22 protein-coding genes are annotated in these 22,578 nt (G+C 62.6%); 16 read left to right on the top strand and 6 right to left on the bottom strand.

Annotated features, from left to right (window positions below):
* Positions 1 to 24: 24 nt before the first annotated feature.
* The 4 genes from QOL81_RS06265 (at position 25) to sixA (ending at position 4,865) form a co-directional block, all read left to right on the top strand.
* A complete protein-coding gene (locus QOL81_RS06265) occupies positions 25 to 321 on the top strand; it encodes a YfcZ/YiiS family protein (RefSeq protein WP_072145088.1) in 297 nt (98 codons plus the stop codon).
* Between the two features lie 197 nt (positions 322 to 518).
* Positions 519 to 1,829: an acetyl-CoA C-acyltransferase FadI gene (gene fadI / locus QOL81_RS06260; RefSeq protein ID WP_033653729.1), complete on the top strand. Its 1,311-nt coding sequence runs from the start codon at positions 519 to 521 to the stop codon at positions 1,827 to 1,829.
* On the top strand, positions 1,829 to 3,994 hold the full coding sequence (gene fadJ / locus QOL81_RS06255; protein ID WP_283439747.1) for a fatty acid oxidation complex subunit alpha FadJ: 2,166 nt from the start codon (positions 1,829 to 1,831) through the stop codon (positions 3,992 to 3,994). The genes fadI and fadJ overlap by 1 nt, the downstream gene beginning before the upstream one ends.
* Positions 3,995 to 4,382: 388 nt before the next feature.
* Complete coding sequence (gene sixA, locus QOL81_RS06250; protein WP_004936230.1) at positions 4,383 to 4,865, top strand: phosphohistidine phosphatase SixA; 483 nt, start codon at positions 4,383 to 4,385, stop codon at positions 4,863 to 4,865.
* A gap of 67 nt (positions 4,866 to 4,932) precedes the next feature.
* Here sixA and smrB read toward each other — a convergent pair whose 3' ends face one another.
* Entirely contained in the window at positions 4,933 to 5,463 is a 531-nt protein-coding gene (gene smrB / locus QOL81_RS06245) for an endonuclease SmrB (protein ID WP_004936226.1), read from the bottom strand.
* Between the two features lie 170 nt (positions 5,464 to 5,633).
* Here smrB and prmB point away from each other — a divergent pair, with 170 nt between their 5' ends.
* The 6 genes from prmB to QOL81_RS06215 all read left to right on the top strand — a co-directional run bounded on the left by prmB (position 5,634) and on the right by QOL81_RS06215 (position 10,312).
* The gene (prmB, locus tag QOL81_RS06240) at positions 5,634 to 6,566 is read left to right on the top strand and encodes a 50S ribosomal protein L3 N(5)-glutamine methyltransferase (protein WP_060420842.1); all 933 of its coding nucleotides are present in this window, start codon (positions 5,634 to 5,636) and stop codon (positions 6,564 to 6,566) included.
* A 65-nt stretch (positions 6,567 to 6,631) separates the two neighbouring features.
* Entirely contained in the window at positions 6,632 to 7,717 is a 1,086-nt protein-coding gene (gene aroC / locus QOL81_RS06235) for a chorismate synthase (RefSeq protein ID WP_033635387.1), read from the top strand.
* Positions 7,718 to 7,722: 5 nt separating this feature from the next.
* Positions 7,723 to 8,550 (top strand): penicillin-insensitive murein endopeptidase, encoded by an 828-nt coding sequence (gene mepA, locus QOL81_RS06230; RefSeq protein WP_038876512.1) that lies wholly within the window; start codon positions 7,723 to 7,725, stop codon positions 8,548 to 8,550.
* 3 nt (positions 8,551 to 8,553) lie between these two features.
* Positions 8,554 to 9,360, top strand: a complete 807-nt coding sequence (locus tag QOL81_RS06225; RefSeq protein WP_025303718.1) for a sulfite exporter TauE/SafE family protein — start codon at positions 8,554 to 8,556, stop codon at positions 9,358 to 9,360.
* A gap of 89 nt (positions 9,361 to 9,449) precedes the next feature.
* A complete protein-coding gene (locus tag QOL81_RS06220; protein WP_169318894.1) occupies positions 9,450 to 9,998 on the top strand; it encodes an elongation factor P hydroxylase in 549 nt (182 codons plus the stop codon).
* A 32-nt stretch (positions 9,999 to 10,030) separates the two neighbouring features.
* A complete protein-coding gene (locus QOL81_RS06215) occupies positions 10,031 to 10,312 on the top strand; it encodes a YfcL family protein (protein WP_016926855.1) in 282 nt (93 codons plus the stop codon).
* A gap of 41 nt (positions 10,313 to 10,353) precedes the next feature.
* On the opposite strand, the gene mnmC is transcribed toward QOL81_RS06215, so the two are convergent.
* Positions 10,354 to 12,375 carry a bifunctional tRNA (5-methylaminomethyl-2-thiouridine)(34)-methyltransferase MnmC2/FAD-dependent 5-carboxymethylaminomethyl-2-thiouridine(34) oxidoreductase MnmC1 gene (mnmC, locus tag QOL81_RS06210; protein ID WP_197827378.1) on the bottom strand — a complete coding sequence of 674 codons (2,022 nt, stop codon included), beginning with the start codon at positions 12,373 to 12,375 and terminating at the stop codon, positions 10,354 to 10,356.
* A 170-nt stretch (positions 12,376 to 12,545) separates the two neighbouring features.
* On the opposite strand from mnmC, the gene fabB reads away from it, so the two are divergent.
* Positions 12,546 to 13,766, top strand: coding sequence for a beta-ketoacyl-ACP synthase I (gene fabB, locus QOL81_RS06205; protein WP_016926857.1), 1,221 nt, complete (start codon positions 12,546 to 12,548; stop codon positions 13,764 to 13,766).
* Between the two features lie 212 nt (positions 13,767 to 13,978).
* Positions 13,979 to 14,200: a putative periplasmic lipoprotein gene (locus QOL81_RS06200; RefSeq protein WP_004936201.1), complete on the top strand. Its 222-nt coding sequence runs from the start codon at positions 13,979 to 13,981 to the stop codon at positions 14,198 to 14,200.
* Positions 14,201 to 14,262: 62 nt separating this feature from the next.
* Here the strand turns inward: QOL81_RS06200 and apbE are convergent, their stop codons facing one another.
* Complete coding sequence (gene apbE / locus QOL81_RS06195; RefSeq protein WP_070915272.1) at positions 14,263 to 15,294, bottom strand: FAD:protein FMN transferase ApbE; 1,032 nt, start codon at positions 15,292 to 15,294, stop codon at positions 14,263 to 14,265.
* A gap of 154 nt (positions 15,295 to 15,448) precedes the next feature.
* Between apbE and QOL81_RS06190 the strand changes: the two genes are divergently transcribed.
* On the top strand, positions 15,449 to 16,561 hold the full coding sequence (locus QOL81_RS06190; protein WP_283439724.1) for an SLC13 family permease: 1,113 nt from the start codon (positions 15,449 to 15,451) through the stop codon (positions 16,559 to 16,561).
* Here the strand turns inward: QOL81_RS06190 and pepT are convergent.
* Complete coding sequence (gene pepT / locus QOL81_RS06185; RefSeq protein WP_283439723.1) at positions 16,558 to 17,805, bottom strand: peptidase T; 1,248 nt, start codon at positions 17,803 to 17,805, stop codon at positions 16,558 to 16,560. The genes QOL81_RS06190 and pepT overlap by 4 nt on opposite strands.
* 217 nt (positions 17,806 to 18,022) lie before the next feature.
* Between pepT and QOL81_RS06180 the strand changes: the two genes are divergently transcribed.
* Complete coding sequence (locus QOL81_RS06180; RefSeq protein WP_142110291.1) at positions 18,023 to 18,919, top strand: endonuclease/exonuclease/phosphatase family protein; 897 nt, start codon at positions 18,023 to 18,025, stop codon at positions 18,917 to 18,919.
* Positions 18,920 to 18,946: 27 nt separating this feature from the next.
* On the opposite strand, the gene pdxR is transcribed toward QOL81_RS06180, so the two are convergent.
* Complete coding sequence (gene pdxR, locus QOL81_RS06175; protein WP_197757788.1) at positions 18,947 to 20,380, bottom strand: MocR-like pyridoxine biosynthesis transcription factor PdxR; 1,434 nt, start codon at positions 20,378 to 20,380, stop codon at positions 18,947 to 18,949.
* Between the two features lie 93 nt (positions 20,381 to 20,473).
* Here pdxR and QOL81_RS06170 point away from each other — a divergent pair, with 93 nt between their 5' ends.
* Positions 20,474 to 20,929 carry a rhodanese-like domain-containing protein gene (locus QOL81_RS06170; RefSeq protein ID WP_060420003.1) on the top strand — a complete coding sequence of 152 codons (456 nt, stop codon included), beginning with the start codon at positions 20,474 to 20,476 and terminating at the stop codon, positions 20,927 to 20,929.
* Between the two features lie 4 nt (positions 20,930 to 20,933).
* Here the strand turns inward: QOL81_RS06170 and flk are convergent, their stop codons facing one another.
* Positions 20,934 to 21,962 carry a flagella biosynthesis regulator Flk gene (gene flk, locus QOL81_RS06165; protein ID WP_060420006.1) on the bottom strand — a complete coding sequence of 343 codons (1,029 nt, stop codon included), beginning with the start codon at positions 21,960 to 21,962 and terminating at the stop codon, positions 20,934 to 20,936.
* Positions 21,963 to 22,167: 205 nt separating this feature from the next.
* On the opposite strand from flk, the gene QOL81_RS06160 reads away from it, so the two are divergent.
* The gene (locus tag QOL81_RS06160) at positions 22,168 to 22,530 is read left to right on the top strand and encodes a hypothetical protein (RefSeq protein WP_047730175.1); all 363 of its coding nucleotides are present in this window, start codon (positions 22,168 to 22,170) and stop codon (positions 22,528 to 22,530) included.
* Positions 22,531 to 22,578 lie beyond the last annotated feature (48 nt).

Here is a 22,578-nt window from a genome sequence, read left to right as displayed (position 1 = left end):
CGAGGCCCTTGAGGAGAACCAATCATGTCAGATGCAATTAATAAATGCAGCGCCCAGGAAACCGCCGCGTGTTGCTGCGTGGATGTCGGCACCGTGATGGATAACACCGATTGCACCGCGTCCTACAGCCAGGTGTTCAGCAATCAACAAGATGCGGAAGCCATGCTGGCCGCCCTGAGCGAAAAGGCGCGCGCGGTAGAATCCGACCCTTGTGACATCAGCAGTAGCATTAAACCGGTTGACGGCGGCGTGCAGTTGGAGGCCGATTTCACCTTCGCCTGCCAGGCGGAAACCCTGATCTTCCAGCTCGGCCTGCGTTAATCCCCGCTTTACCCCCGGCGCCGCCTGCCGCGCGTCGGGGATTGCCTTCCCTACATCGCCCCCCGATAGAAAGTGCGCCTGCTCGCAGTTTTGATCTCTGCCGGTTTGCCAAATGTAACCGTTTGGTTAACAATGACCTCATCAGGTCAGACCTCTTTCTGCCCATTGCGCTGACGTTATTTTCTTCAGGAGCATTTATGAGTAAGGCACTGCCGTTGGTGACCCGTCATGGTGACCGCATTGCGATTGTGAATGGACTACGTACCCCCTTTGCCAAACAGGCGACTGCCTATCACGGCATTCCGGCGGTGGATTTAGGGAAAACGGCGGTGAGCGAGCTGTTGGCGCGCAGCGGTATCGATCCGCAGCTTATCGAACAGCTGGTGTTCGGCCAGGTGGTGCAAATGCCCGAGGCGCCGAACATCGCGCGTGAAATCGTGCTGGGCACCGGCATGAGCGTCCATACCGACGCCTACAGCGTGTCGCGCGCCTGTGCCACCAGCTTCCAGGCGATCGCCAACGTGGCGGAGAGCATCATGGCCGGCAGCATCAGCGTCGGCATCGCCGGCGGGGCGGACTCTTCTTCCGTCTTGCCGATCGGCGTCAGCAAGGCGCTGGCACGCACGCTGGTGGACGTCAACAAGGCGCGTACGCTGTCGCAGCGTCTCAAACTGTTCAGCCGGCTGAAATTCCGCGATCTGATGCCGGTGCCACCGGCGGTGGCGGAGTATTCCACCGGGCTGCGCATGGGCGATACCGCCGAGCAGATGGCGAAGAGCCACGGCATCACCCGCGAGGCGCAGGATGCGCTGGCGCACCGTTCCCACGAGCTGGCGGCCAAGGCCTGGCAGCAGGGGTGGCTGCGCGACGAGGTGATGACCGCCTACGTGCCGCCTTACCGCGCGCAGCTTTCTGAAGACAATAACATCCGCAAAGACTCCAGCCTGGCGTCCTACGCCAAGCTGAAACCGGCGTTCGATCGCAAGCACGGTAGCGTCACCGCGGCCAACAGCACACCGTTGACTGACGGCGCGGCGGCGGTGTTGATGATGAGCGAGTCGCGCGCCAAAGAGCTGGGGCTGCAGCCGCTGGGCTATTTGCGCAGCTTCGCCTTCGCCGCCATCGACGTGTGGGAAGACATGCTGCTGGGGCCTTCCTACGCCACGCCGCTGGCGCTGGATCGCGCCGGTATCGGCCTGGCCGATCTGACGCTCATCGACATGCATGAAGCCTTCGCCGCGCAAACGCTGGCTAACCTGAAGATGTTCGCCAGCGAAGAGTTCGCCCGCGAGAAGCTTGGCCGCAGCCAGGCGATCGGCGAGGTGGACATGGACAAATTCAACGTTCTGGGCGGTTCCATCGCCTATGGCCACCCGTTCGCCGCCACCGGCGCGCGCATGATCACCCAGACGCTGCATGAGCTGAAACGCCGCGGCGGCGGGCTGGGCCTGACCACCGCCTGCGCCGCCGGCGGGTTAGGGGCCGCGATGATCGTGGAGGTGGAATGATGAGCTTTGAAAACGCATTGCATGAACAGCGCGCCAAACCGTCGGCCTTTCAGCTGACGATTCGCCCCGACAACATCGGCGTGATCGCCATCGACGTACCGGGCGACAAGGTGAATACGCTCAAGGCCGAGTTCGTCGAACAGGTGAACGACGTGCTGATCCGGGCGCAACAGCATACCGCGCTGGAAGGGTTGGTGATCGTTTCCGGCAAGCCGGACTCGTTTATCGCCGGCGCCGACATCACCATGATTGCCGCCTGCACCAGCGCCAAAGAGGCGGAAACGCTGGCCAAGAAAGGGCAGAGCACGCTGGCGCAGATCGCCGCGTTCCCGGTGCCGGTGGTGGCGGCCATTCACGGCGCCTGCCTGGGCGGTGGGCTGGAACTGGCGCTGGCCTGCCACGGCCGCGTCTGTTCTCTCGATGACAAGACCGCGCTTGGGCTGCCGGAAGTGCAGCTGGGCCTGCTGCCGGGCTCCGGCGGTACGCAGCGCCTGCCGCGCCTGGTCGGCGCTGCCAAGGCGCTGGACATGATCTTGACCGGCAAGCACATTCGTGCCCGCCAGGCGCTGCGCATGGGGTTGGTGGACGACGCCGTGCCGCAGTCGATTCTGTTGCAGACCGCTATCGAGCGGGTGAAACAGGGCTGGAAACATCAGCGCGAGCTGCCGTGGCAGGATCGCCTGCTCAACGGCCCGCTGGGCAGAAATCTGCTGTTCAGCATCGTGCGCAAGAAAACGTTGGCGAAAACCCACGGCAACTACCCGGCGGCGGAGCGCATCATTCAGGTGGTGCGCACCGGGCTGGATCACGGCAGCGCCAGCGGTTATGAGGCCGAAGCGCGCGCCTTCGGCGAACTGGCGATGACGCCGCAGTCGGCGGCGCTGCGCAGCCTGTTCTTCGCCTCCACCGCGCTGAAAAAAGAGCGGGGCGGCAATGCTCAGCCGCGCGCCCTGCACCGCGTCGGCATTCTCGGTGGCGGTCTGATGGGCGGCGGCATCGCCTGCGTCACCGCCACCCGCGGCGGTTTGCCGGTTCGCATCAAAGACATCAATGAAACCGGCATCAATCACGCGCTGAAATACAGCTGGGACGTGCTCGGCAAGCGGGTGCGCAGCAAGCGCATGCGCCCGGCCGAGCGGCAAAAACAGATGATGCTGATCTCCGGCTCTACCGATTACACCGGCTTTGAACAGGTGGATGTCGTGGTCGAGGCGGTGTTTGAAGATTTGGCGCTGAAGCAGCAGATGGTGGCCGAGGTCGAAGCAAACTGCGCGCCGCATACCGTGTTCGCCTCCAATACCTCCTCGCTGCCTATCGGCCGCATCGCCGAAAAAGCCCAGCGGCCGCAGCAGGTGATCGGCTTGCACTACTTCAGCCCGGTGGACAAGATGCCGCTGGTGGAAGTGATCCCGCATGCCGGCACCAGCGAAGAGACCATCGCCACCACCGTGGCGCTGGTGCACAAGCAGGGCAAGACCGCCATCGTGGTGGGCGACAGCGCCGGTTTTTACGTCAACCGCATCTTGGCGCCGTACATCAACGAAGCGGCGCGCTGCCTGCTGGAAGGCGAACCGATGGAGTCGCTGGACAAGGCGCTGGTGGACTTCGGTTTCCCGGTTGGCCCGATCACCCTGCTGGATGAAGTGGGCATCGACGTCGGCACCAAGATCATCCCGGTACTGGTCGAGGCGCTGGGGCCGCGCTTCGCCGCGCCGGCTGCGTTCGATGCGGTGCTGAAAGACGGGCGCAAAGGGCGCAAGAACGGCCGCGGCTTCTATCTCTACCCGAGCGAAGGGCAGCAGCGGCAGCGGCGCAAACGTGCGGATACCTCATTGTATACGCTGCTCGGCGTCACGCCGAAGGCGCACATGCTGCCGGCGACCGTCGCTCAACGCTGCGTGATGATGATGCTGAACGAAGCGGCGCGCTGCCTGGACGAAGGCGTGATCCGCAGCGCGCGCGACGGCGACATCGGCGCAGTGTTTGGCATCGGCTTCCCGCCGTTCCTCGGCGGCCCGTTCCGCTATATGGACGAGCTCGGCGCCGAGAAAGTGGTGAAGACGCTGGACTACCTGCGTCAGCAGCACGGCGAGCACTTCGCCCCGTGCGAACGCCTGCAGCGCATGGCGCAGCAGGGCGAGCGCTTTTACCCGCTGGGGAGCTGAACGCAGGGCGGCCCGATTTGCACTATAGTTGCAACAGGGCCGCGTTGTGATCGCCATCACTCCTTGCAACAGCGTCAGCCGGTGAGGCTGTACAGCAAGGCGCAGGCAGCGGTAAGTTAGCTTGACCGCCATCAATAAATTTCATGGCGGCAAGGTTAAAATTTAACCCGTTGAATTGCTTGTTCTGTGAGCAATCGAGGTTTGCCCGGAGAGGATTGCTGTAAAAAACAGCGTTTTCTTTACGCAAACTTTCAGGCAAAATGCCCGGCCGCCATAAAGAGACGGCGCGTTATCGTTTTAAAGCTTTGGCTTTGGGTTGTAAAACTCGGCGGTACAGCACGCACGGCGTTTCTGTATAGCGTTACTTTGTCAACAACAGCGGTGCAATATGCAAGTTTTGATTATGCGTCACGGAGAGGCGGCGCTCGAGGCAGCCAGCGATGCGGTAAGGCCCCTTACCCTATGCGGCCGCGACGAGTCCCGTCAGATGGCGGCCTGGTTGAACACCAAGTCTGTGGATATTGAACGCGTGCTGGTCAGCCCCTATCTGCGGGCCGAACAGACGCTGGCGACGGTGCGTGAAGCCTTGACGCTGCCGGAGGGCGAAGAAGTGCTGCCCGAGCTGACGCCGGGCGGCAACGCCGAACAGGTCGGCAGCTACCTGCAAGCGCTGGCGATGCAAGGGGTGAGCTCGGTGCTGATCGTGTCGCACCTGCCTCTGGTGGGCTATCTGGTGGCCGAACTGTGCCCGGGTGAGTGCCCGCCGATGTTCGCGACCTCGGCGATTGCCAACGTCGATCTGCCGGCGGACGGCAGCTACGGCAAGTTTGAATGGCAGGTCAGCCCGTCGCAGGTGATGGCCAAAGTGTGAGCCGCGGATGCGGTGCGGAATAAACTCAGGGCGATGTCTGACATCGCCCTGAGTCGTTTCTGCGGGTCTACTCGGCCAGCTCCACCAACAGCAGGATGGCGGCGTTGCCGCCCCATTCCTTCGGCGCCTGGTGGAACGCCAGCACGTCGGGATGCTGCGCCAGCCACAGCGGCGTTTGCTGTTTGAGAATGTGCTTGCCGTGCCCGTGCATCACGCAGGCGCAGTGCACGTGTTCGCGTTTGCAGGCGGCGATCAGCGCCCCCAGCTCCTGCTTGGCCTGCAGCTGGGTCAGGCCGTGCAAATCGAGAAACAGCTCCGGCGAATAATCGCCGCGTCGCAGCTTCTTCAGCTCATACGGGCTGCTGCCGGGGCGCACGTAGCGCGTCGGGCCTTCCTCTTCCAGCTGCGGCTGGTATTCATCTGAAAAATAATAGCTGGCATCGACCTGCTCCTGCAGCAGCCGCTGCGGGGCAATCTGTTTGACCTTGGGTTTCGGCGGGCGGTGGACGATGGTGTCCTGGCGCAGCTTTTTCGCGCCCGCCACCGACTCTCTGAAGAGCTGTTGTTCGTCTTTGCTCAGAGGGGGCTTGTTCTTCATGCTTCATTCACCGGAAATCGTTTATTTCGCTAGTTTACCTTGTGAACGAGCGCTGTCGACGCAAAACTCGGGCCAGAATGAAAAGCGCGAGGGGCAAGCGTGATTTGTCGCGGGCTTCATGGCAAACTATGCGGCTAAATCATGAAACACAGCGCCTGCCGGAGGGCAAATTGGACAAAATTTTCGTCGACGAAGCAGTGAACGAACTGCACACCATTCAAGATATGCTGCGCTGGACGGTAAGCCGTTTCAACGCCGCCAATATCTACTATGGTCACGGAACCGATAATCCGTGGGACGAAGCGGTGCAATTGGTGCTGCCAAGCCTGTTCCTGCCGTTGGATATTCCGGAGGACATGCACACCGCCCGTCTGACCTCCAGCGAGCGCCATCGCATCGTTGAGCGCGTGATCCGCCGCGTCAACGAGCGCATCCCGGTTGCCTACCTGACCAACAAGGCCTGGTTCTGCGGCATGGAATTCTACGTCGACGAGCGCGTACTGGTGCCGCGTTCGCCGATCGGCGAGCTGATCAACGATCGCTTCAGCGCGCTGATCCCACACCCGCCAAGCCATATCCTCGACATGTGCACCGGCAGCGGCTGTATCGCCATCGCCTGCGGCTACGCTTTCCCGGAGGCGGAAGTGGACGCGGTGGACATCTCCAGCGAGGTGCTGGCGGTGACCGAGCGCAACATTCAGGCGCACGGCGTCGAACATCAGGTGATCCCGATCCGTTCCGATCTGTTCCGCGACGTTCCCGCGATCCAGTACGATCTGATCGTCACCAACCCGCCGTACGTCGATGCGGAAGACATGTCCGATCTGCCGCAGGAGTTCCGCTTTGAGCCGGAGCTGGGCCTGGCGGCGGGCAGCGACGGCCTGAAGCTGGTGCGCCGCATCCTGGCCTGCGCGCCGGACTACCTGACCGACGACGGCGTGCTGATTTGTGAAGTGGGTAACAGCATGGTACACCTGATGGATCAATATCCGGACATTCCGTTCACCTGGCTGGAGTTCGAAAACGGCGGCGACGGCGTGTTCATGCTGACCAAACAGCAGCTGGTGGATTGCAAGGAACACTTCAGCCTCTACCGCAGCTAAACCGCATTTCCAGGGCCCGCACGGCGGGCCTCATAACGATAAAAGACTAACGGTAAGGAGCCGTGATGGCAGGAAACAGTATTGGGCAGATTTTCCGCGTCACCACCTTCGGTGAATCTCACGGGGTGGCGCTGGGTTGTATCGTCGACGGCGTGCCGCCCGGCATTCCGCTCACCGAAGCCGATTTGCAACACGATCTGGACCGCCGTCGTCCGGGCACCTCGCGTTACACCACCCAGCGCCGCGAACCGGATCAGGTGCGCATTCTCTCCGGCGTATTCGAAGGCGTGACCACCGGCACCAGCATCGGTTTGATCATTGAGAACACCGATCAGCGCTCGCAAGACTACAGCGCCATCAAAGACGTGTTCCGTCCCGGGCATGCCGACTACACCTACGAACAGAAATACGGCCTGCGCGACTATCGCGGCGGCGGCCGTTCTTCGGCGCGTGAAACCGCCATGCGCGTCGCGGCGGGCGCTATCGCCAAGAAATACCTGCAGCAGAAGTTCGGCGTGCAGGTACGCGGCTATCTGGCGCAGATCGGCGACGTGACCTGCGAGCTGAAAGACTGGGATCAGGTCGAGCAGAACCCGTTCTTCTGCCCGGATCCGGACAAGCTGGAAGCGCTGGACGAACTGATGCGCGCGCTGAAAAAAGAGGGCGACTCCATCGGCGCCAAGGTCAGCGTGATCGCAGAAAACGTGCCGGTTGGCCTGGGCGAGCCGGTATTTGACCGTCTCGACGCCGATCTGGCGCACGCGCTGATGAGCATCAACGCGGTGAAAGGCGTTGAGATCGGCGACGGGTTTGCCGTGGTGACCAAACGCGGCAGCGAAAACCGCGATGAAATCACCCCGGAAGGCTTCCAGAGCAACCATGCCGGCGGCATTCTCGGCGGCATCAGCAGCGGCCAACCGGTGGTGGCGCATCTGGCGCTGAAGCCGACCTCCAGCATCATGGTGCCGGGCCGCACCATCAATCGCCAGGGCGAAGCGGTGGAAATGGTCACCCGCGGTCGCCACGATCCGTGCGTGGGCATCCGCGCTGTGCCGATCGCCGAAGCGATGATGGCGATCGTGCTGATGGATCACCTGCTGCGCCAGCGTGCGCAAAACGGTGATGTGGTTTCCGACGTGCCTCGCTGGTAATCGCCATGAAAAACTGGATGTTGGGCCTGGTGGCCCTGACGGCCTCCGCCTCCGCCATGGCGCTGACGCCGTGGCAGAAAATCGATCACCCGGTGGCCGGCGCGCCGCAGGCGGTGGGCGGTTTCGCCAACGGCTGCATCATCGGCGCGCAGCCGTTGCCGCTGAACTCACCGAACTACCAGGTGATGCGTACCGACCAGCGCCGCTATTTCGGCCACCCGGATCTGCTGGCGTTTATTCAGCGCCTCAGCAGCCAGGCGAACCAGAAAGCGCTGGGCACGGTGCTGATCGGCGACATGGCGATGCCGGCCGGCGGCCGCTTCAGCAGCGGCCACGCCAGCCACCAGTCGGGGCTCGACGTCGACATCTGGCTGCAGCTGCCGCGCCAACGCTGGAGTGCGCAGCAATTGCTGAAACCACAGCCGATCGACCTGGTATCAGGGGACGGCAAACAGGTGGTGGCCAGCCAATGGCAGCCGCAAATTGAGTCGCTGATCAAGCTGGCGGCGCAGGACGCGGAGGTGACGCGCATCTTCGTCAACCCGGCGATCAAGCAGCGCCTGTGCCTGGATGCCGGCGCCGATCGCGCCTGGCTGCACAAGGTGCGCCCGTGGTTCGGCCATCGTGCGCACATGCACGTGCGCCTGCGTTGCCCGGCCGGCAGCCTGGAGTGCCAGGAGCAGGATACGCCGCCGCCGGGTGACGGCTGCGGGGCCGAACTGGCGAGCTGGTTCGTGCCGCATCAGCCTAACGCCAAGCCGGGCAAATCCGTGCCGCCGCCGTTACCGCCGACCTGTCAGGCATTGCTGGATCACCATTTCTCAGCGGAATAACACATGGACTGGTTTGTCATTGGCCCCGAGATGCTCGGGGTGTTGTTTGCGGTAGCGCTGCTGGCGGGGTTTATCGACTCCATCGCCGGCGGCGGTGGGTTGCTGACGGTACCGGCCCTGCTGGCGGTGGGGGTTCCCCCGGCGCAGGCGCTGGCCACCAACAAGCTGCAGTCGGTCGGCGGCTCCTTCTCCGCCAGCCTGTACTTTATTCGTCGGCGCGCGGTGAACCTCAATGACCAAAAGCTGACGATATTTCTGACGCTGATCGGTTCGATCGCCGGCGCCATTCTGGTGCAGCATATGCGCGCCGATTTGCTGCGGCAGATGTTGCCGTTGCTGGTGATCGGCATCGGCCTCTATTTCCTGCTGATGCCGCGGCTGGGTGAGGAAGATCGTCAACGCCGCCTCGGGGCCTTGCCGTTTGGGCTGGTGGCCGGTGGCTGCGTCGGGTTTTACGACGGTTTCTTCGGCCCCGGCGCCGGGTCTTTCTACGCGTTGGCCTATGTGACGCTGTGCGGTTTTAACCTCGCCAAGTCCACGGCGCATGCCAAGGTGCTGAACTTCACCTCCAACGTCGGCGGGTTGGCGCTGTTCATCATCGGCGGCAAGGTGGTGTGGAGCATCGGTTTGGTGATGCTGGTGGGGCAGGTGCTGGGGGCGCGTCTGGGGGCGCACATGGTGCTGACCCGCGGGCAGAAGCTGATTCGGCCGATGATCGTGATCGTCTCGCTGGTGATGAGCCTCAAGCTGCTGTACGACAATCACGGCGCGGAAATTCAGCAGTGGTTGACCGCCCTGGTACACGGTTAAAGATGAAGAGGGGGCGTTGCTTACGCGCCCTGTCTTATCGGGTATAATGGCCTCTTTATTTTTGTGGTTATAGAGTTTTTATGTCAGACATGCAGACCCGCTATCACTATGAACAGCTGATCGAGATCTTCAATCAGTGCTTCAGCGATGATTACAACACCCGCCTGGTGAAGGGCGACGACGAGCCTATCTACCTGCCGGCCGACGACGAACTGCCGTATCACCGCATCGTGTTCGCCCATGGCTTCTACGCCAGCGGCCTGCACGAAATCTCGCACTGGTGCATCGCCGGCGAAGCGCGCCGCCAGCTGGTGGACTTCGGTTACTGGTATTGCCCGGACGGGCGCGACGCGCAAACCCAGAGTGAATTCGAAGCGGTAGAGATCAAACCGCAGGCGCTGGAATGGATGTTCTGCGTGGCGGCCGGTTTCCCGTTCAACGTCAGCTGCGACAACCTGAACGGCGACTGCGAGCCGGATCGCATCGCGTTCCAACGCAAGGTGCGCGCCCGGGTATTGGCGCTGCTGGAGCAGGGAATACCCACACGGCCTGCGCGCTTTATTCAGGCGTTGCAATCGTTCTACAATACGCCACCGTTGGCGGCCGAGCATTTTCCGTACCCGGAAGATCTCAACTGACGCCACAGCCCGCTATTTAATGAGGAAATTTGATGATCGCAGAATTCGAAGCGCGCATTTTGGCGCTGATTGATGACATGGTAGAGCACGCCAGCGATGATGAACTGTTTGCCGGTGGCTACCTGCGCGGTCATCTGACGCTGGCGGTGGCCGAAGCGGAAGAGCAGGGTGAGCACACTGCCGAAGCGCTGAAGGCGCGGGTGGAAGAGAGCCTGCACAAGGCGATCGCCGCCGGGGAACTCTCGCCGCCGGATCAGATCCTGGTGCGCGGCATGTGGGAAAACCTCTATCAGGCCGCCACGCCTGCCGCCTGACCGCCATGCCGGGGCGCATCACCGCGCCCCTCATTCATGAATTAAACCGCACGCCCTTTCAGCAGCTTTCGTACCCACATCCGATTCGGATTCAACGCCGCCAGCAGACGCGCATCGCCCGGTAACGGTTCGCCGAACAGCTGCGCCGCCAGAATTTCCGCTGCGAGCGGCGCCGAGCACAGCCCGCGCGATCCCAACCCGCCGATAGCAAACAGGCCGGGATAGACCGGCGCATCGGCGACGGTTTCGCCGCGCTGGTTCTGCCGCTGCAAATCCTGATACTGCGTCACCGTGGCCTGATAGTCCGGCAGCGCGCCGACCATCGGCAGATGATCGCGGGTGGCGCTGCGCACGCCGCAGCGCGCCAGGCGAGCGCTGACGTCCACCTGCTGCGGCCAGGCCTGTTCCGGCAGGCAGCGCAGCAGGCGCTCGCGGTTTTCCTGTTGCTCCTGCTCGCGGTAGTCGGTGGCGGTGTCGCCACGCTGGTAGCTGGCGCCGATGCAGTGTTGGCCGTTGTTGGCGTTGACCGGCGTCAGGTAGCCGTCGTAGCACAAGACCTGTTTCAACTGACCGAGGGCCGGCGAGCTTGGGATGTGCGACACCTGCCCGCGCACCGAGTACAGCGGCAGGGCTTGCGTCGGCGCCAGCTCGGCCAACCGGTGCCCGTTGGCCAGGATCACCGTCGCATGGCGGTGGCTTTCGCCGTGGGTGAAGTCGATACGCCAGCCGTTTTCTTCACGCGCCAGCGCCTGCGCATCGTGCCGGTAGCGGCAGACTAGACCCTGCCGCTGCGCCAGCGCGATAGCGCCGCGCGTCAGCTCGGCCGGGCAGAGCCAGCCGCCCTGCGGGTAGGTGATGCCGCCAAAGCCGGTATCGACGCCGCACAGTTCACTGAGCGTCTCGCGGTCGGCCGCCATCGCCAGCGCCGGCGGCCAGTCGGTTTTCAGCATATTGGCGATCTTGGCCCCACTCTTTTCGTCGTAGGCCAGCTGGCTGACGCCGCACCACTGGTGATCAAAGGTGACGCCTTGTTGCAAGAGGGTGTCGTATTGACGACGGGCGAAGGGAAACGCGGCGCTGAAGAAACTCTCCAGCGCGTCGCCGCTGCCGTTCAACAGAGGATAAATCGCCCCCTGACGGTTGCCGGAAGCGCCCTCGGCCGCCTGCTCGTCGGCGCAGTACAGCGTGACGCTGGCGCCGCGCCGCAATAAGGCCAATGCGGTGAGCGCGCTGGCGACGCCGCCGCCGATCAGGGCGATGTCGGCGGTGTTGTCCGCCGCCGGACGCCGATACCAGGGCGCCGGGTGGGGTGTAGGCTGCGTATCGGCCGGCAGACCGCCGGCGAGCATCTCACGTTTTTGGCCAAAGCCTTTGCAACGGTTGACCTGAAAACCGGCCTGCTGCAAGCCGCGGCGCACGAAGCCGGCGGCGGTAAAGGTGGCGAAGCTGCCTTCTGGCCGGGCGAAACGCGCCATGGCGGCGAACAGTTGCTCGGTCCACATGTCGGGATTTTTGGCCGGTGCGAAGCCGTCGAGGAACCAGGCGTCGACCTGGTTATTCATGCTGGCGTCGAACTGAGGCAGCAATTCGTTGACGTCACCGAACCACAGATCGAGCGTAATGCGGCCTTCGGCCAACAGCAGGCGATGGCAGCCCGGCAGCGGCAGCGGCCATTGGGCGCGCAGCTCGTCGGCATAGGGAGCCAGCTCCGGCCAGCGCGCATGCGCCGCCGCCAGATCGGCCTGCTGAAGGGGGAATTTTTCAAAGCTGATAAAGTGCAGGCGTTGCAGCGCGGCGTCCGGCTCGGCCTGGCGGAAGCCCGCGAAGGCCTGCCACAGCGTAAGAAAATTGAGCCCGGTGCCGAATCCGGTTTCCGCCACCACCAACAGCGGGCGCGGGTGAGTGGCGAAACGCTGCGGCAGCCGGTTGCCGTGCAGGAAGACATAGCGGGTTTCTTCCAGCCCATCCTGATTGGAAAAATAGACGTCATCAAACTGTTTCGAAACAGGTGTACCCTGTTCGTTCCAGGTTAGCGTTGCGGTTTGGATGGGGGCGTGGTTCACGGTCAATAGCTCGAAATTCAAGGGATGCCGCGAATTCTAACGGCGCTGGCGCCCAGGCGCAAACTGGACAACAATAAAGCTGAAAAACGCTGATCGGACTTGTTCGGCTTACATCTGTACGCTAAAGTGCGATGCAAAATCCCGTAGGTAAATAGTGGAAGAGGTATTGAATGAAACGTGCAGTGATTACTGGCCTGGGAGTTGTCTCCAGCATTGGTAATAACCAGCAGGAGGTCCTGGCGAGCCTGCAGGAAGGACGTTCTGGGATCACTTTCTCCCAGGAACTGAAAGATTCCGGCATGCGTAGTCACGTATGGGGGCAAGTTAAGCTCGACACGACCGGCCTGATCGACCGCAAGGCGGTGCGTTTCATGAGCGATGCTTCCATCTATGCCTTCCTGGCGATGCAAGAAGCGATCGCTTCTTCCGGCCTGAAGGAAGAAGAGTATCAAAACAACCCGCGCGTGGGCCTGATCGCCGGTTCCGGCGGCGGTTCTCCGCGCTTCCAGGTGTTCGGCGCCGATGCGATGCGCAGCCCGCGCGGCCTGAAAGCGGTTGGCCCGTACGTGGTCACCAAAGCCATGGCTTCCGGCGTTTCCGCCTGCCTGGCGACGCCGTTCAAAATCCACGGCGTAAACTACTCCATCAGCTCCGCTTGCGCGACCTCTGCACACTGTATCGGTAACGCGGTTGAGCAAATCCAGCTGGGCAAACAGGACATCGTGTTCGCCGGCGGCGGCGAAGAGCTGTGCTGGGAAATGGCCTGCGAGTTCGACGCGATGGGCGCGCTGTCCACCAAGTACAACGACACGCCGGAAAAAGCCTCCCGCACCTACGACGCCGATCGTGACGGTTTCGTCATTGCCGGCGGCGGCGGTATGGTCGTGGTTGAAGAACTGGAGCACGCGCTGGCGCGCGGTGCGCACATCTATGCAGAAATCGTTGGCTACGGCGCAACGTCCGACGGCGCCGACATGGTTGCGCCATCGGGCGAAGGCGCAGTACGCTGCATGAAGATGGCGATGCAGGATCTGGATGCGCCTATCGACTACATCAACGTGCACGGCACCTCCACGCCGGTAGGCGACGTGAAAGAGCTGGGCGCGATTCGCGAAGTGTTCGGCGACAATACCCCGGCTATCTCCTCCACCAAGGCGATGACCGGTCACTCGCTGGGCGCCGCAGGCGTGCAGGAAGCGATCTACAGCCTGCTGATGCTGGAGCACGGCTTTATCGCGCCGAGCATCAACATCGAAACCCTGGATGAGCAGGCGGCCGGCATGAACATCGTGACTCAGCCGACTCAGCGCGAGCTGACCACGGTGATGTCCAACAGCTTCGGCTTCGGCGGCACCAACGCCACCCTGGTGATGCGCAAACTGGCGAAATAATTCCGCCTGAGCTTCATCTCGCCATCAAGCCCGCGTTTTCGCGGGCTTTTTACCGTTCAAAGCCCGCCGGGCGAGCGCTCGGAGTTTTCCCAAATCACATCCCCTGACACATCATTACCTCGCCATTACACGCGTTGGGCATACAATAGCCAGGTAGCGTGATTATCGCTCGGCGTGGCTTTCTAAAGTGATCGAACATTGAGGCAAGAAGTATGAAAAAGTTAATTGCGGTTGGGTTACTGTCGGCCGTGTTGGCCGGATGCGCCACTGATTCTCCCTGCGTTCCGGTCTACGATGACCAGGGGCGTCTGGTGCACACCAACACCTGCATGAAGGGCACCACTCAGGATAACTGGGAAACCGCGGGCGCGATCGCCGGCGGCGCGGCGGCAGTGGCCGGTCTGACCCTCGGCATCATCGCGCTGACCAAGTGATCGGCGCGGCGCCTGCGGGCGCATGCAACCAGCCCGGCCATTGCGTGCCGGGCTTTTTTATTTCACTGCACCAAAAACGCCTTGAACTGCGGCGTCATCACGGCGCTAAAGCCGTCGTCGGTTTTACTGATCAGGTAGACCGCCAGCCCTTTCTCTTCAGCAAGTTTCAACGCTTTCTCCGTGCCCAGCACCATCAGGCCGGTATCCCAGCCGTCGGCCTCGAGCGCGGTGGGGGCGATCACCGTGGCGGAAACCAGCCGGTGGTTGATCGGCCTGCCGGTGGTCGGATCGATGACATGGGAGTAGCGCTGGCCGTTTTGTTCAAAGTAGTTGCGGTAGCTGCCGGCGGTGCTGATGCCGTAACCGTGCAGATCCACCAGCGCCTGCACCGCGTTTTCACGGTCGGTTGGCTTTTGGATTGCCACCCGCCAGGGTTTGCCCTGGCCGTTGACGCCGCGTGAAGAGACCGCGCCGCCGACCGATACCAGGTAGTTGGTAATGCCGTTGCGGTTCATCAGGCGCACCAGTTCATCGGCACCGTAGCCTTCGCCCAGCGTCGAGAGATCGACGTACATGTCCGGCAGATCTTTTTGCAGCCACTCCCCGCGATTGTCGCTGATAAGCTTCAGGTGCTGCAGGCCGATGCGCTGCTTCGCCGCGTCGATCTGCGCCTGTTCCGGCACCTTGACCGGGTGCTTGTCGGGGCCGAATCCCCACAGGTTCACCAGTGGGCCAACGGTGATGTCCATGGCGCCGCCGGTATCGCGGCCGATGCGCTGGGCCATCAGCACGATGTCCGCCATGCCGCGCGGGATCGGCTGCGGTTCGAGGCTGGCGCTACGGTTAAATTGCGACAGCACCGAGTCGGCGCGGTAGGTGGAGATATCGTCGTTGGCCCGTTCGAGCACCGCGTCGATCTGCCGCTGCAGTTCTTGCTTGCCGATCGCGACGTCACCGCTGACTTTAACGCTGTAGAAGGTGCCCATGGTCTTGCCGTCGATAGCGATTTGCGGGCGGGAGGAGGCATCGTCGCAGGCGGCGAGCAGGGCGCATAAGGCGCTGAGCAACGCCCCTTTGGCGAACAGGGAAGCCATAACATGTCCTTTGAAAACGAGAAAGCCGCTACAAATAAAGTAAAGCGCGGCAAATGGAAAGCGGATAAAGGTAAAATAGCATTTTGCTGGCGTTGCGGCTGCGCCTGAGCTAACGTCTCGCTCATGCTTTTCGCTGAGGTTTCAAGCTGCCACCATGAGTGCAACCGCCATTTCCCGGCTTATCCATCCCTTTGTCAAAGACCGTTTCCTGCATGCGCTGTTGCTGGCCGGCGTGGCGATGTTCGCCTTTCATCCGCAGCCGCTGGCGGCGCTGGGCGGGTTTATCGACGGCCGCACCCTCATTACCCTGTTGGGGCTGATGCTGCTGACCAAAGGCGTCGAGGTCAGCGGCTACTTCGACTTCGTTGGCCGCAAGATTATCAACCGGCTGCATAGCGAACGGCGGCTGGCGCTGTTCCTGGTGTTTTCCGCCGCGCTGCTGTCGTCGTTTCTGACCAACGACGTGGCGCTGTTTATCGCCATTCCGCTCACCATCACGCTGAAAAAGCTGTCGGCGCTGCCGGTTGGCCGTTTGATCATCTTTCAGGCGCTGGCGGTGAACGCCGGTTCGCTGCTGACGCCGATCGGCAACCCGCAAAATATCCTGCTGTGGAGCCGCTCCGGCCTTTCTTTCCTCGGCTTCATCGGCCAGATGGCGCCGTTTGGCGCCGCGATGATGCTGAGCCTGTTGGCGTTGACCTGGTTCAGCTTCCCAGCGCGCGACATCGTGAAAACGCCGAATACCGAGGGCTACCCCTATCAACGGCCGCTGTTGCTGAGCTGCGTGGGGTTGTATGCGATCTTCCTGCTGTGCCTGGATATCGGTTTGCCGCTGTATGGGCTGCTGGCGGTGTTCGCCGGCTTTTTGTTGCTGGCGCGCCGGGTGCTGTTGCAGATCGATTGGAGCCTGATTTTCGTGTTCGCCGCCATGTTTATCGATGTTGGCCTGTTTACCCGCCTGCCGCCGCTTCAGCCGGCGTTTGCTGCTATCGCCGGGCTGAGCGACGGCGGGGGGTATGCGCTGGGCGTCGGGCTGTCGCAGATCGTCAGCAACGTGCCGGCCACCATTTTGCTGCTCAACTATGTGCCCTCCAGCGCGCAGTTGGCCTATGCGGTCAATGCCGGCGGCTTTGGGTTGGCGATCGGCTCGCTCGCCAACCTGATTGCGCTGCGCATGGCGGGGGAGCGCAAGATCTGGTTGCGCTTCCACTATTACTCGCTGCCGCTGCTGGCTTGGGCCGCGCTGGTCGGCTGGCTGTTGAGCTAGCCCGGATTACCGCTCTGCCGGGCGGCCAACAGGCAAATGCTGCGGGTTACCTGGTAGGATTTCACAAAGGCGCTGACGGGTAAAAACTCGAAGCGCGAGTGGAAGTTATGCGCGCCGGTGAAGTAATTGGGCGTCAGGATGCCGCGGCTCGAGAGCGCCGCGCCGTCGGTGCCGCCGCGCATCGGGATCACCTTCGGCGGGATGCCGTGGGCGGCAAGGGCGCCAAAGATCAGATCGATGGCGCGCCGATCTTCGCCGATGGCGTTGCTGATGTTGCTGTAGATGTCGCTGATGCTGCAGCTGACGTTGGCGCGCGGATAGTTGCCCGCCACCTGACGCACCGTCTCCTCAAGGCGGGTTTTGCGCGCCTCGAAGGTGGCGCGATCGAAGTCGCGAATCGACACCTTCAGCGTCGCCTGATTGGCATTGGCGGCCAGATCCGTGAACCAGAAATAGCCCTCGCGCCCGTCGGTGTGTTCCGGGGTATCCTGCACGTCGAATCGGTTGATGATGTCGTTGGCGATGCGTATCGGGTTGATTAACACGTTTTTCGCCGACATCGGGTGGGCGGTTACCCCTTCGATGCGGATCTCCGCCGCCGCCGCGTTGAAATTCTCGTAAACCACTTCACCCAGTTCGCAGCAGTCGATGGTGTAGGCGAAATCGACGGCGAAACGCTGCAGATCCAGCGCCTTGGCGCCGCGCAGGCCGATCTCTTCATCCGGCACGAATGCCACCACGATATCGCCGTGGCGATCGGCGGCGGTCAGGTTGGCCAGCAGCGTCATCACCACGGTGACCGCCGCCTTGTTGTCGGCGCCCAGCACGCTGGTGCCGTCGCTGAACAGGATCTCTTCGTTCCGGTAGGGCAGGATCTCCGGGTGCTCGGCGGTGCGCAGCCAGATATCTTGCTCGGCGTTCAGGCATAAATCTTCGCCGGTGAAGCGCAGGCGCTGCGGGCGAATTTCGGGCGACAGGCCGACGTCCACGGTGTCGATATGGGTGATGAAGCCGATGCGCGGCGCGCCGGGTTGGGTGCCGGGCTTGCGGGCGGTGACGGTGGCGTGGTCGTCTATCTGCACGTCGGCCAGGCCGAGCCGGCGCAGCTCTTCCGCCAGCAGCTGTGCCATCTCATGCTGCCCCGGCGTGCTGGGCAGGGTGGTTACGGCGGCGTCGCTCTGGCTGGTCACCGCCAGATAGCGGAAGAAACGTTCGGTGAGCTGTTCGGCAATCGGGCTGGTCATCGGAACTCCTCGCGGTTGGCAATCTACCGGTTTTAAAACGAAATCAGCCGTTTGTCCAACGATGCAATGCGTAAACCGCCAGAATGCGAAGCATCGCGCAGAAACAAAAAATAGCGGTGAAACTAGGAAATCGTCGCAGGTTTCTGCGGCAAAATCGGTGTTAGCTGTGGGCCGGGAAGCGCCCGCATAACACTTATCTGTTCCTCAAGGAGAATTCATGCACACCGGTCACGCTCTGCTTATCACCATACTGTCCCTTGGCCTCTCTCCCAGCGCCTGGTCCTCTGCCGACACCGGACATGCCAACAGCAACGCCAACAGCCGCGAAGTGGCCAGCGCGCTGGGCGGCCTGAAAAACAAAACCTACGAACTGGAACAGGCGCCGAAGATCCGCGTCGCCAGCTTCAATATCGCCGCCGGCAAGGTCAGCGACATGACCGCCATCGCCAAGGCGATTCGCGCGATGAACGTCGACGTGGTGGCGCTGCAAGAGGTGGATAAGCTCACCGCCCGCAGCGGCCGCGTCGATCAGGCGGCGGAGCTGGCGAAGCTGACCGGCATGCAGGCGGTGTTCGGCCGGGCGATCGACTTCGACGGCGGTGAATATGGCCTGGCGTTTCTCTCCAGGTATCCGCTGCACGACGCCGTGATCTATCCGCTGCCGTCCGGCCAGCGCGAACAGCGCATTGCCTTCAGCGCCAAGGTCGACGTGCCGGAGTTCCCGGCGCCGATCACCCTGTTCAACACCCACCTCGATACCAAGGAAGACCCGACAATGCGCCTGGATCAGGTGCGGGAGCTGAACGATCGCACCATAGAAGTGCGCGGTATCAAGCTGCTGTTCGGCGACATGAACGATGTGCCGGGCAGCGTGACCTGGCTGGAATTGAGCCGCTATTGGAACGACATCATGCCTAACGGGCAGGATGGCCGCAGCTGGCCGGCGGAAAACGCCGAGATCAAGGTGGATTACCTCTTCACCGGCAACGCGCAGCGCTGGCATCTGGACAGCCTGACGGTACCGAACGCCAGCGGCGACTGGAACGGCGTGCATTGGCCGGCGGTGAGCGACCACCTGCCGCTGGTGGCGGAAATGCGCCTGACCGAGCAATAAGCCGGTCGGCATTCCGTTGGGGCCGGGCTAAGCCACGGCGATCTGCGCCAGCCGCTCGACGGCGCTGCGGATCTCGCCCGGCGTCAGGGCCGAAAAGCCCAGCAGCCAGCCGTCGCGCTGCGCCTGAGCCGTCTGGTATTGTGCCGTCAGCCGGGGCGTGAGGATGCCGAGTCGCTGCGCCTGTCGGCTGAGCGCCGCCTCCTGGCCGGGCGGCAGCCAGACGCTGAGCTGCAGGCCGCCGGCGGCGGGAGCGGGCGTGGCGAAGTGGCCGAGTTTTTCGCGAACTTCCGCCAGCAACACATCGCGCCGGCTGCGGTAGAGCTGGCGCATATAGCGGATATGCGCGGCAAAGTGCCCCTGGCGGATGAATTCGGCGGTGACCGCCTGCATCAGCTGCGCGCTGTGGCCGTCATACACCGTGCGCGCGGTGACGAACGCGTCAACCAGCGTGGGCGGGACGATCAGGTACGCCAACCGCAGCGAAGGGAACAGCGATTTGGAGAAGGTGCCGAGGTACAGCACCCGGCCACGGCGATCCAGGCCCTGCATCGCCGGTATCGGCAGGCCGTCGTAATGAAACTCGCTGTCGTAATCGTCCTCGACGATCCAGGCCTGCTGCCTGTCCGCCAGCGCCAGCAGCGCCAACCGGCGTGCCAGGCTGAGCGCTGCGCCGGTTGGGTATTGGTGCGAGGGCGTCAGATAAATCAAACGAGGGTCGGGCAAGGAGGGGTCAGCGCGCAGGCCGTCGCCGTCCACCGCGACCGGCGTCAGGGCGGCTCCGGCGCTGATAAAGGCGTTTCTTGCCCCGGTGTAACCCGGTTCTTCCATCCAGACGCTGTCGCCGCTGTCCAGCAGCAGCGTGGCGATCAGCTGCAGCGCCTGCTGCGAACTGGTCAGCACGATAACCTGCCGTGCATCGCAGATCACGCCGCGCGTTTGATTGACGTGGGCGGCAATCGCTTCACGCAGCGGCAAATAGCCCTGCGGGTCACCGTAGCGCAGCAGGCTTTCTCCCTGTAGCCGCAGGCGCTGTGCGGTCAGTTGCTTCCACAAGGCCAGCGGAAACGCGCGCAGATCCGGCGAACCGGCGGCAAACGCCCGTGGCTGCTGCGGATCGCGGCAGCCGCCGGTTTGTACGATCTGTTGGCCGCGCTGCGAAAGGCGCGGTATGCCGGCAGCGGTCGCCGGCGGCGGTGATTTGGCGATGATAATCGCCACAAAGGTGCCCTGGCCGACGCGGCGCTGCAGATATCCCTCCGCCTCCAACTGACCGTAGGCCGCTTCGACGGTCACTCGCGAGAGGCCCAGATCGCTGGCCAGCACCCGGCTGGAAGGCAGGCGTTGCCCCACGCTCAATGCCCCTTGGTGGATGGCCTGCCGTAATGCGCCGCACAGGCGATCGCGCAGCGTGCCGGCGGTGTGGGGCGATTGCTGAAACAACGTGACCAGCGAGTGCCGCATAATGGGTCTTATCACGGTTGGAAAATGGGTATCAATCATAAGACCAAAATGGGGCACTATTGTCATCTGTCTTGATGCACGGGAGTGAATGGTATGTCGAAAGAATCATTGGTGCTGGCTTTTTCTCCGGCGGCGCCGGAAGAGAGCCTGGCCTACCTGGCGGCCAAACTGAGCCGCTATGCGGATGCCTGGGACGTGGCGGAGGATCTGCGCAATGGCGTGGAGGGGGTGATAGTGATCGACACCCGCGCGGAGGCGATGTACGCCGCCGGGCATATTCCCGGTGCGCTCAGTTTGCCGCATCGTCTGATGGATGAAGCCAGCACGGCGCAGCTGGATCGCGAAAAAGTGTATGTGACCTACTGCGACGGCATCGGCTGCAACGGTTCCACCAAGGGCGCTTACAAGCTGGCGAAGCTGGGATTCCGGGTGAAGGAGCTGATCGGTGGGCTGGACTTCTGGCTGCGCGACGGCCATCCGTTGGCCATCGGCGAACAGCCGGGATCGTTGCGCGATCGGGCGGCTGTTGAGGACTGCGGCTGCGCCTGAGGCGTTAAAACACCAGCGCCAGCACGACGGCCAGCGCCAACAGCAGCAGGATCAGCGCGACGGCGGGTTTGCTGAGCGCTTTTTGCAGCGGCAGCGGCAGGGCGGCGATCAGCGGGTTGAGCAGCGGCTGCGGATCGACAGGGTGGCTGACGATAGCCTGAGCCTGGCCGGCTTTTTCCAGGCGGCGGGCAAACAGTTGATGAATGGCGTCGCTCATTTGCGGATGCGTCAGCGGCGCATTGGCACCGCAGTTGAAGCGCGCCTGGCAGTAGTCGTTCATCTGCTGCAGCTCTTGCTCGTCCGCCGGCTGCTTGAGCGCCGCCAGCAGATTGTTCAGCGTCGGCGCGCTCTGCGGGCTGAGGGCCACCTTCACTTGCAAGAATTGGTTTAACAGCTGGAAGTGGCGCGCCGGCAGCGGATCGTTGGTTTTCACGCCCGCCAGATCAAACAGCGTTTGCCAGATTTTAGCCGGCGCTTCACCGGTGGCCGCGCTAAGTTTGGTGATCTGCTGCTGCAGGCTCTGATGCTCTGCGGGCAGCAGCGGGCGATCGCTGGTAGCGGTTTGCTGCGGCTGAGGAATGGTCAGGCCGCCGGTCTGCAACAGATTCAGCACCTGCTGCAGCTGTGGTGGGCTCAGCTGGCTCAGTACCGTGTGGCCGAACTGCTGGCGAATAAAGTCGCTGACCGCCTGGCGGTTGTTGCCCTGCGGCAGCAATTCGGCCAGCTGTTGCAACAGCTGGCGCCCGGCGTGGTTTTGCTGCGCCTGCGTCAGGCGCGTTTGCAGCAGCTGTTCCGCCGGTTGAAAATGGCGCGCCAGCAGTTCACCGCCGTTGTCGGCGCCGAGCTCGTGGCGCAGAGTCGCCCAGATCTCCGCCGATTTTGCCGGGCTGAGCGTCATGATTTTCACGATCAGCTTTTCCAGCGTCGTGCGCTGTGCCGGAGAAAGGGGTTGATCGTCAGTGGCCGCCGTTTTGCCCGGGGAGGGAGGGCGTTCGCCGGCGATTGGGGTGCCCGGCCCACTCAAAGGTTGCATATCACCAGTCCTTCGCTGTGTATCCCCGCAGAATGCCTGGAGGAGAGAATCATCATCGTACCCGGCGAAAAGCGCAGGCTTACCCGCTATGATACCTGTAAATTGCCGCCATCAATACCGCCGCTCAGACATTTCTTTACCGACAAAACGTTGCTAATCGCGCCCGCGTCGCTAAGATAACCCCAGACCCGAACATGAGGATGGCATGGTTAAACGGCAGCGGATTGCAAAATGGTTTTTATGCCTGGCTTGCCTGGTGGTGCTGACGTGCATGACCCAGCGCATGGCGGGCCTGCATGCGCTGCAGCAAACGCTGGGGATCCCGGCCGCCACCGCCGTTCAGTCCAGTGACACCGCCGCCGAAGCGCAGCCGACGCCCTGTGAACTGAGCGCCAAATCATTGCTGGCCGCGCCGCCGGTGATGTTCGAAACCGTACTGTTCGGGCTGGGCCTGCTGCTGGCGCTGTTGGCGCCGACCATTGCCGCGCGCCTGCGTATTCCTCCTCCTCGCGCCATTTCACCGCCCACCCTCAGGGTGCACCTTCGATTATGCGTTTTCCGTGAATGAGTTAATCGCCCGTTTTTCGCGGTGAATTAATCATTTATGGAGAATTAA

Source organism: Serratia sp. CC22-02 (assembly GCF_900182895.1).
GTDB lineage: Bacteria > Pseudomonadota > Gammaproteobacteria > Enterobacterales > Enterobacteriaceae > Serratia > Serratia nevei.
This window is presented reverse-complemented; position numbering and strand designations above follow the sequence as displayed.

What these genes read in the sequence shown, in the direction of transcription:
- QOL81_RS06265 (WP_072145088.1), top strand. Translation starts at nt 25, where the DNA reads ATGTCAGATGCAATTAATAAATGCAGCGCCCAGGAAACCGCCGCGTGT.
- fadI (WP_033653729.1), top strand. Translation starts at nt 519, where the DNA reads ATGAGTAAGGCACTGCCGTTGGTGACCCGTCATGGTGACCGCATTGCG.
- fadJ (WP_283439747.1), top strand. Translation starts at nt 1,829, where the DNA reads ATGAGCTTTGAAAACGCATTGCATGAACAGCGCGCCAAACCGTCGGCC.
- sixA (WP_004936230.1), top strand. Translation starts at nt 4,383, where the DNA reads ATGCAAGTTTTGATTATGCGTCACGGAGAGGCGGCGCTCGAGGCAGCC.
- smrB (WP_004936226.1), bottom strand. Translation starts at nt 5,463, where the DNA reads ATGAAGAACAAGCCCCCTCTGAGCAAAGACGAACAACAGCTCTTCAGA.
- aroC (WP_033635387.1), top strand. Translation starts at nt 6,632, where the DNA reads ATGGCAGGAAACAGTATTGGGCAGATTTTCCGCGTCACCACCTTCGGT.
- mepA (WP_038876512.1), top strand. Translation starts at nt 7,723, where the DNA reads ATGAAAAACTGGATGTTGGGCCTGGTGGCCCTGACGGCCTCCGCCTCC.
- QOL81_RS06225 (WP_025303718.1), top strand. Translation starts at nt 8,554, where the DNA reads ATGGACTGGTTTGTCATTGGCCCCGAGATGCTCGGGGTGTTGTTTGCG.
- QOL81_RS06220 (WP_169318894.1), top strand. Translation starts at nt 9,450, where the DNA reads ATGCAGACCCGCTATCACTATGAACAGCTGATCGAGATCTTCAATCAG.
- QOL81_RS06215 (WP_016926855.1), top strand. Translation starts at nt 10,031, where the DNA reads ATGATCGCAGAATTCGAAGCGCGCATTTTGGCGCTGATTGATGACATG.
- fabB (WP_016926857.1), top strand. Translation starts at nt 12,546, where the DNA reads ATGAAACGTGCAGTGATTACTGGCCTGGGAGTTGTCTCCAGCATTGGT.
- QOL81_RS06200 (WP_004936201.1), top strand. Translation starts at nt 13,979, where the DNA reads ATGAAAAAGTTAATTGCGGTTGGGTTACTGTCGGCCGTGTTGGCCGGA.
- apbE (WP_070915272.1), bottom strand. Translation starts at nt 15,294, where the DNA reads ATGGCTTCCCTGTTCGCCAAAGGGGCGTTGCTCAGCGCCTTATGCGCC.
- QOL81_RS06190 (WP_283439724.1), top strand. Translation starts at nt 15,449, where the DNA reads ATGAGTGCAACCGCCATTTCCCGGCTTATCCATCCCTTTGTCAAAGAC.
- pepT (WP_283439723.1), bottom strand. Translation starts at nt 17,805, where the DNA reads ATGACCAGCCCGATTGCCGAACAGCTCACCGAACGTTTCTTCCGCTAT.
- QOL81_RS06180 (WP_142110291.1), top strand. Translation starts at nt 18,023, where the DNA reads ATGCACACCGGTCACGCTCTGCTTATCACCATACTGTCCCTTGGCCTC.
- pdxR (WP_197757788.1), bottom strand. Translation starts at nt 20,380, where the DNA reads ATGCGGCACTCGCTGGTCACGTTGTTTCAGCAATCGCCCCACACCGCC.
- QOL81_RS06170 (WP_060420003.1), top strand. Translation starts at nt 20,474, where the DNA reads ATGTCGAAAGAATCATTGGTGCTGGCTTTTTCTCCGGCGGCGCCGGAA.
- flk (WP_060420006.1), bottom strand. Translation starts at nt 21,962, where the DNA reads ATGCAACCTTTGAGTGGGCCGGGCACCCCAATCGCCGGCGAACGCCCT.
- QOL81_RS06160 (WP_047730175.1), top strand. Translation starts at nt 22,168, where the DNA reads ATGGTTAAACGGCAGCGGATTGCAAAATGGTTTTTATGCCTGGCTTGC.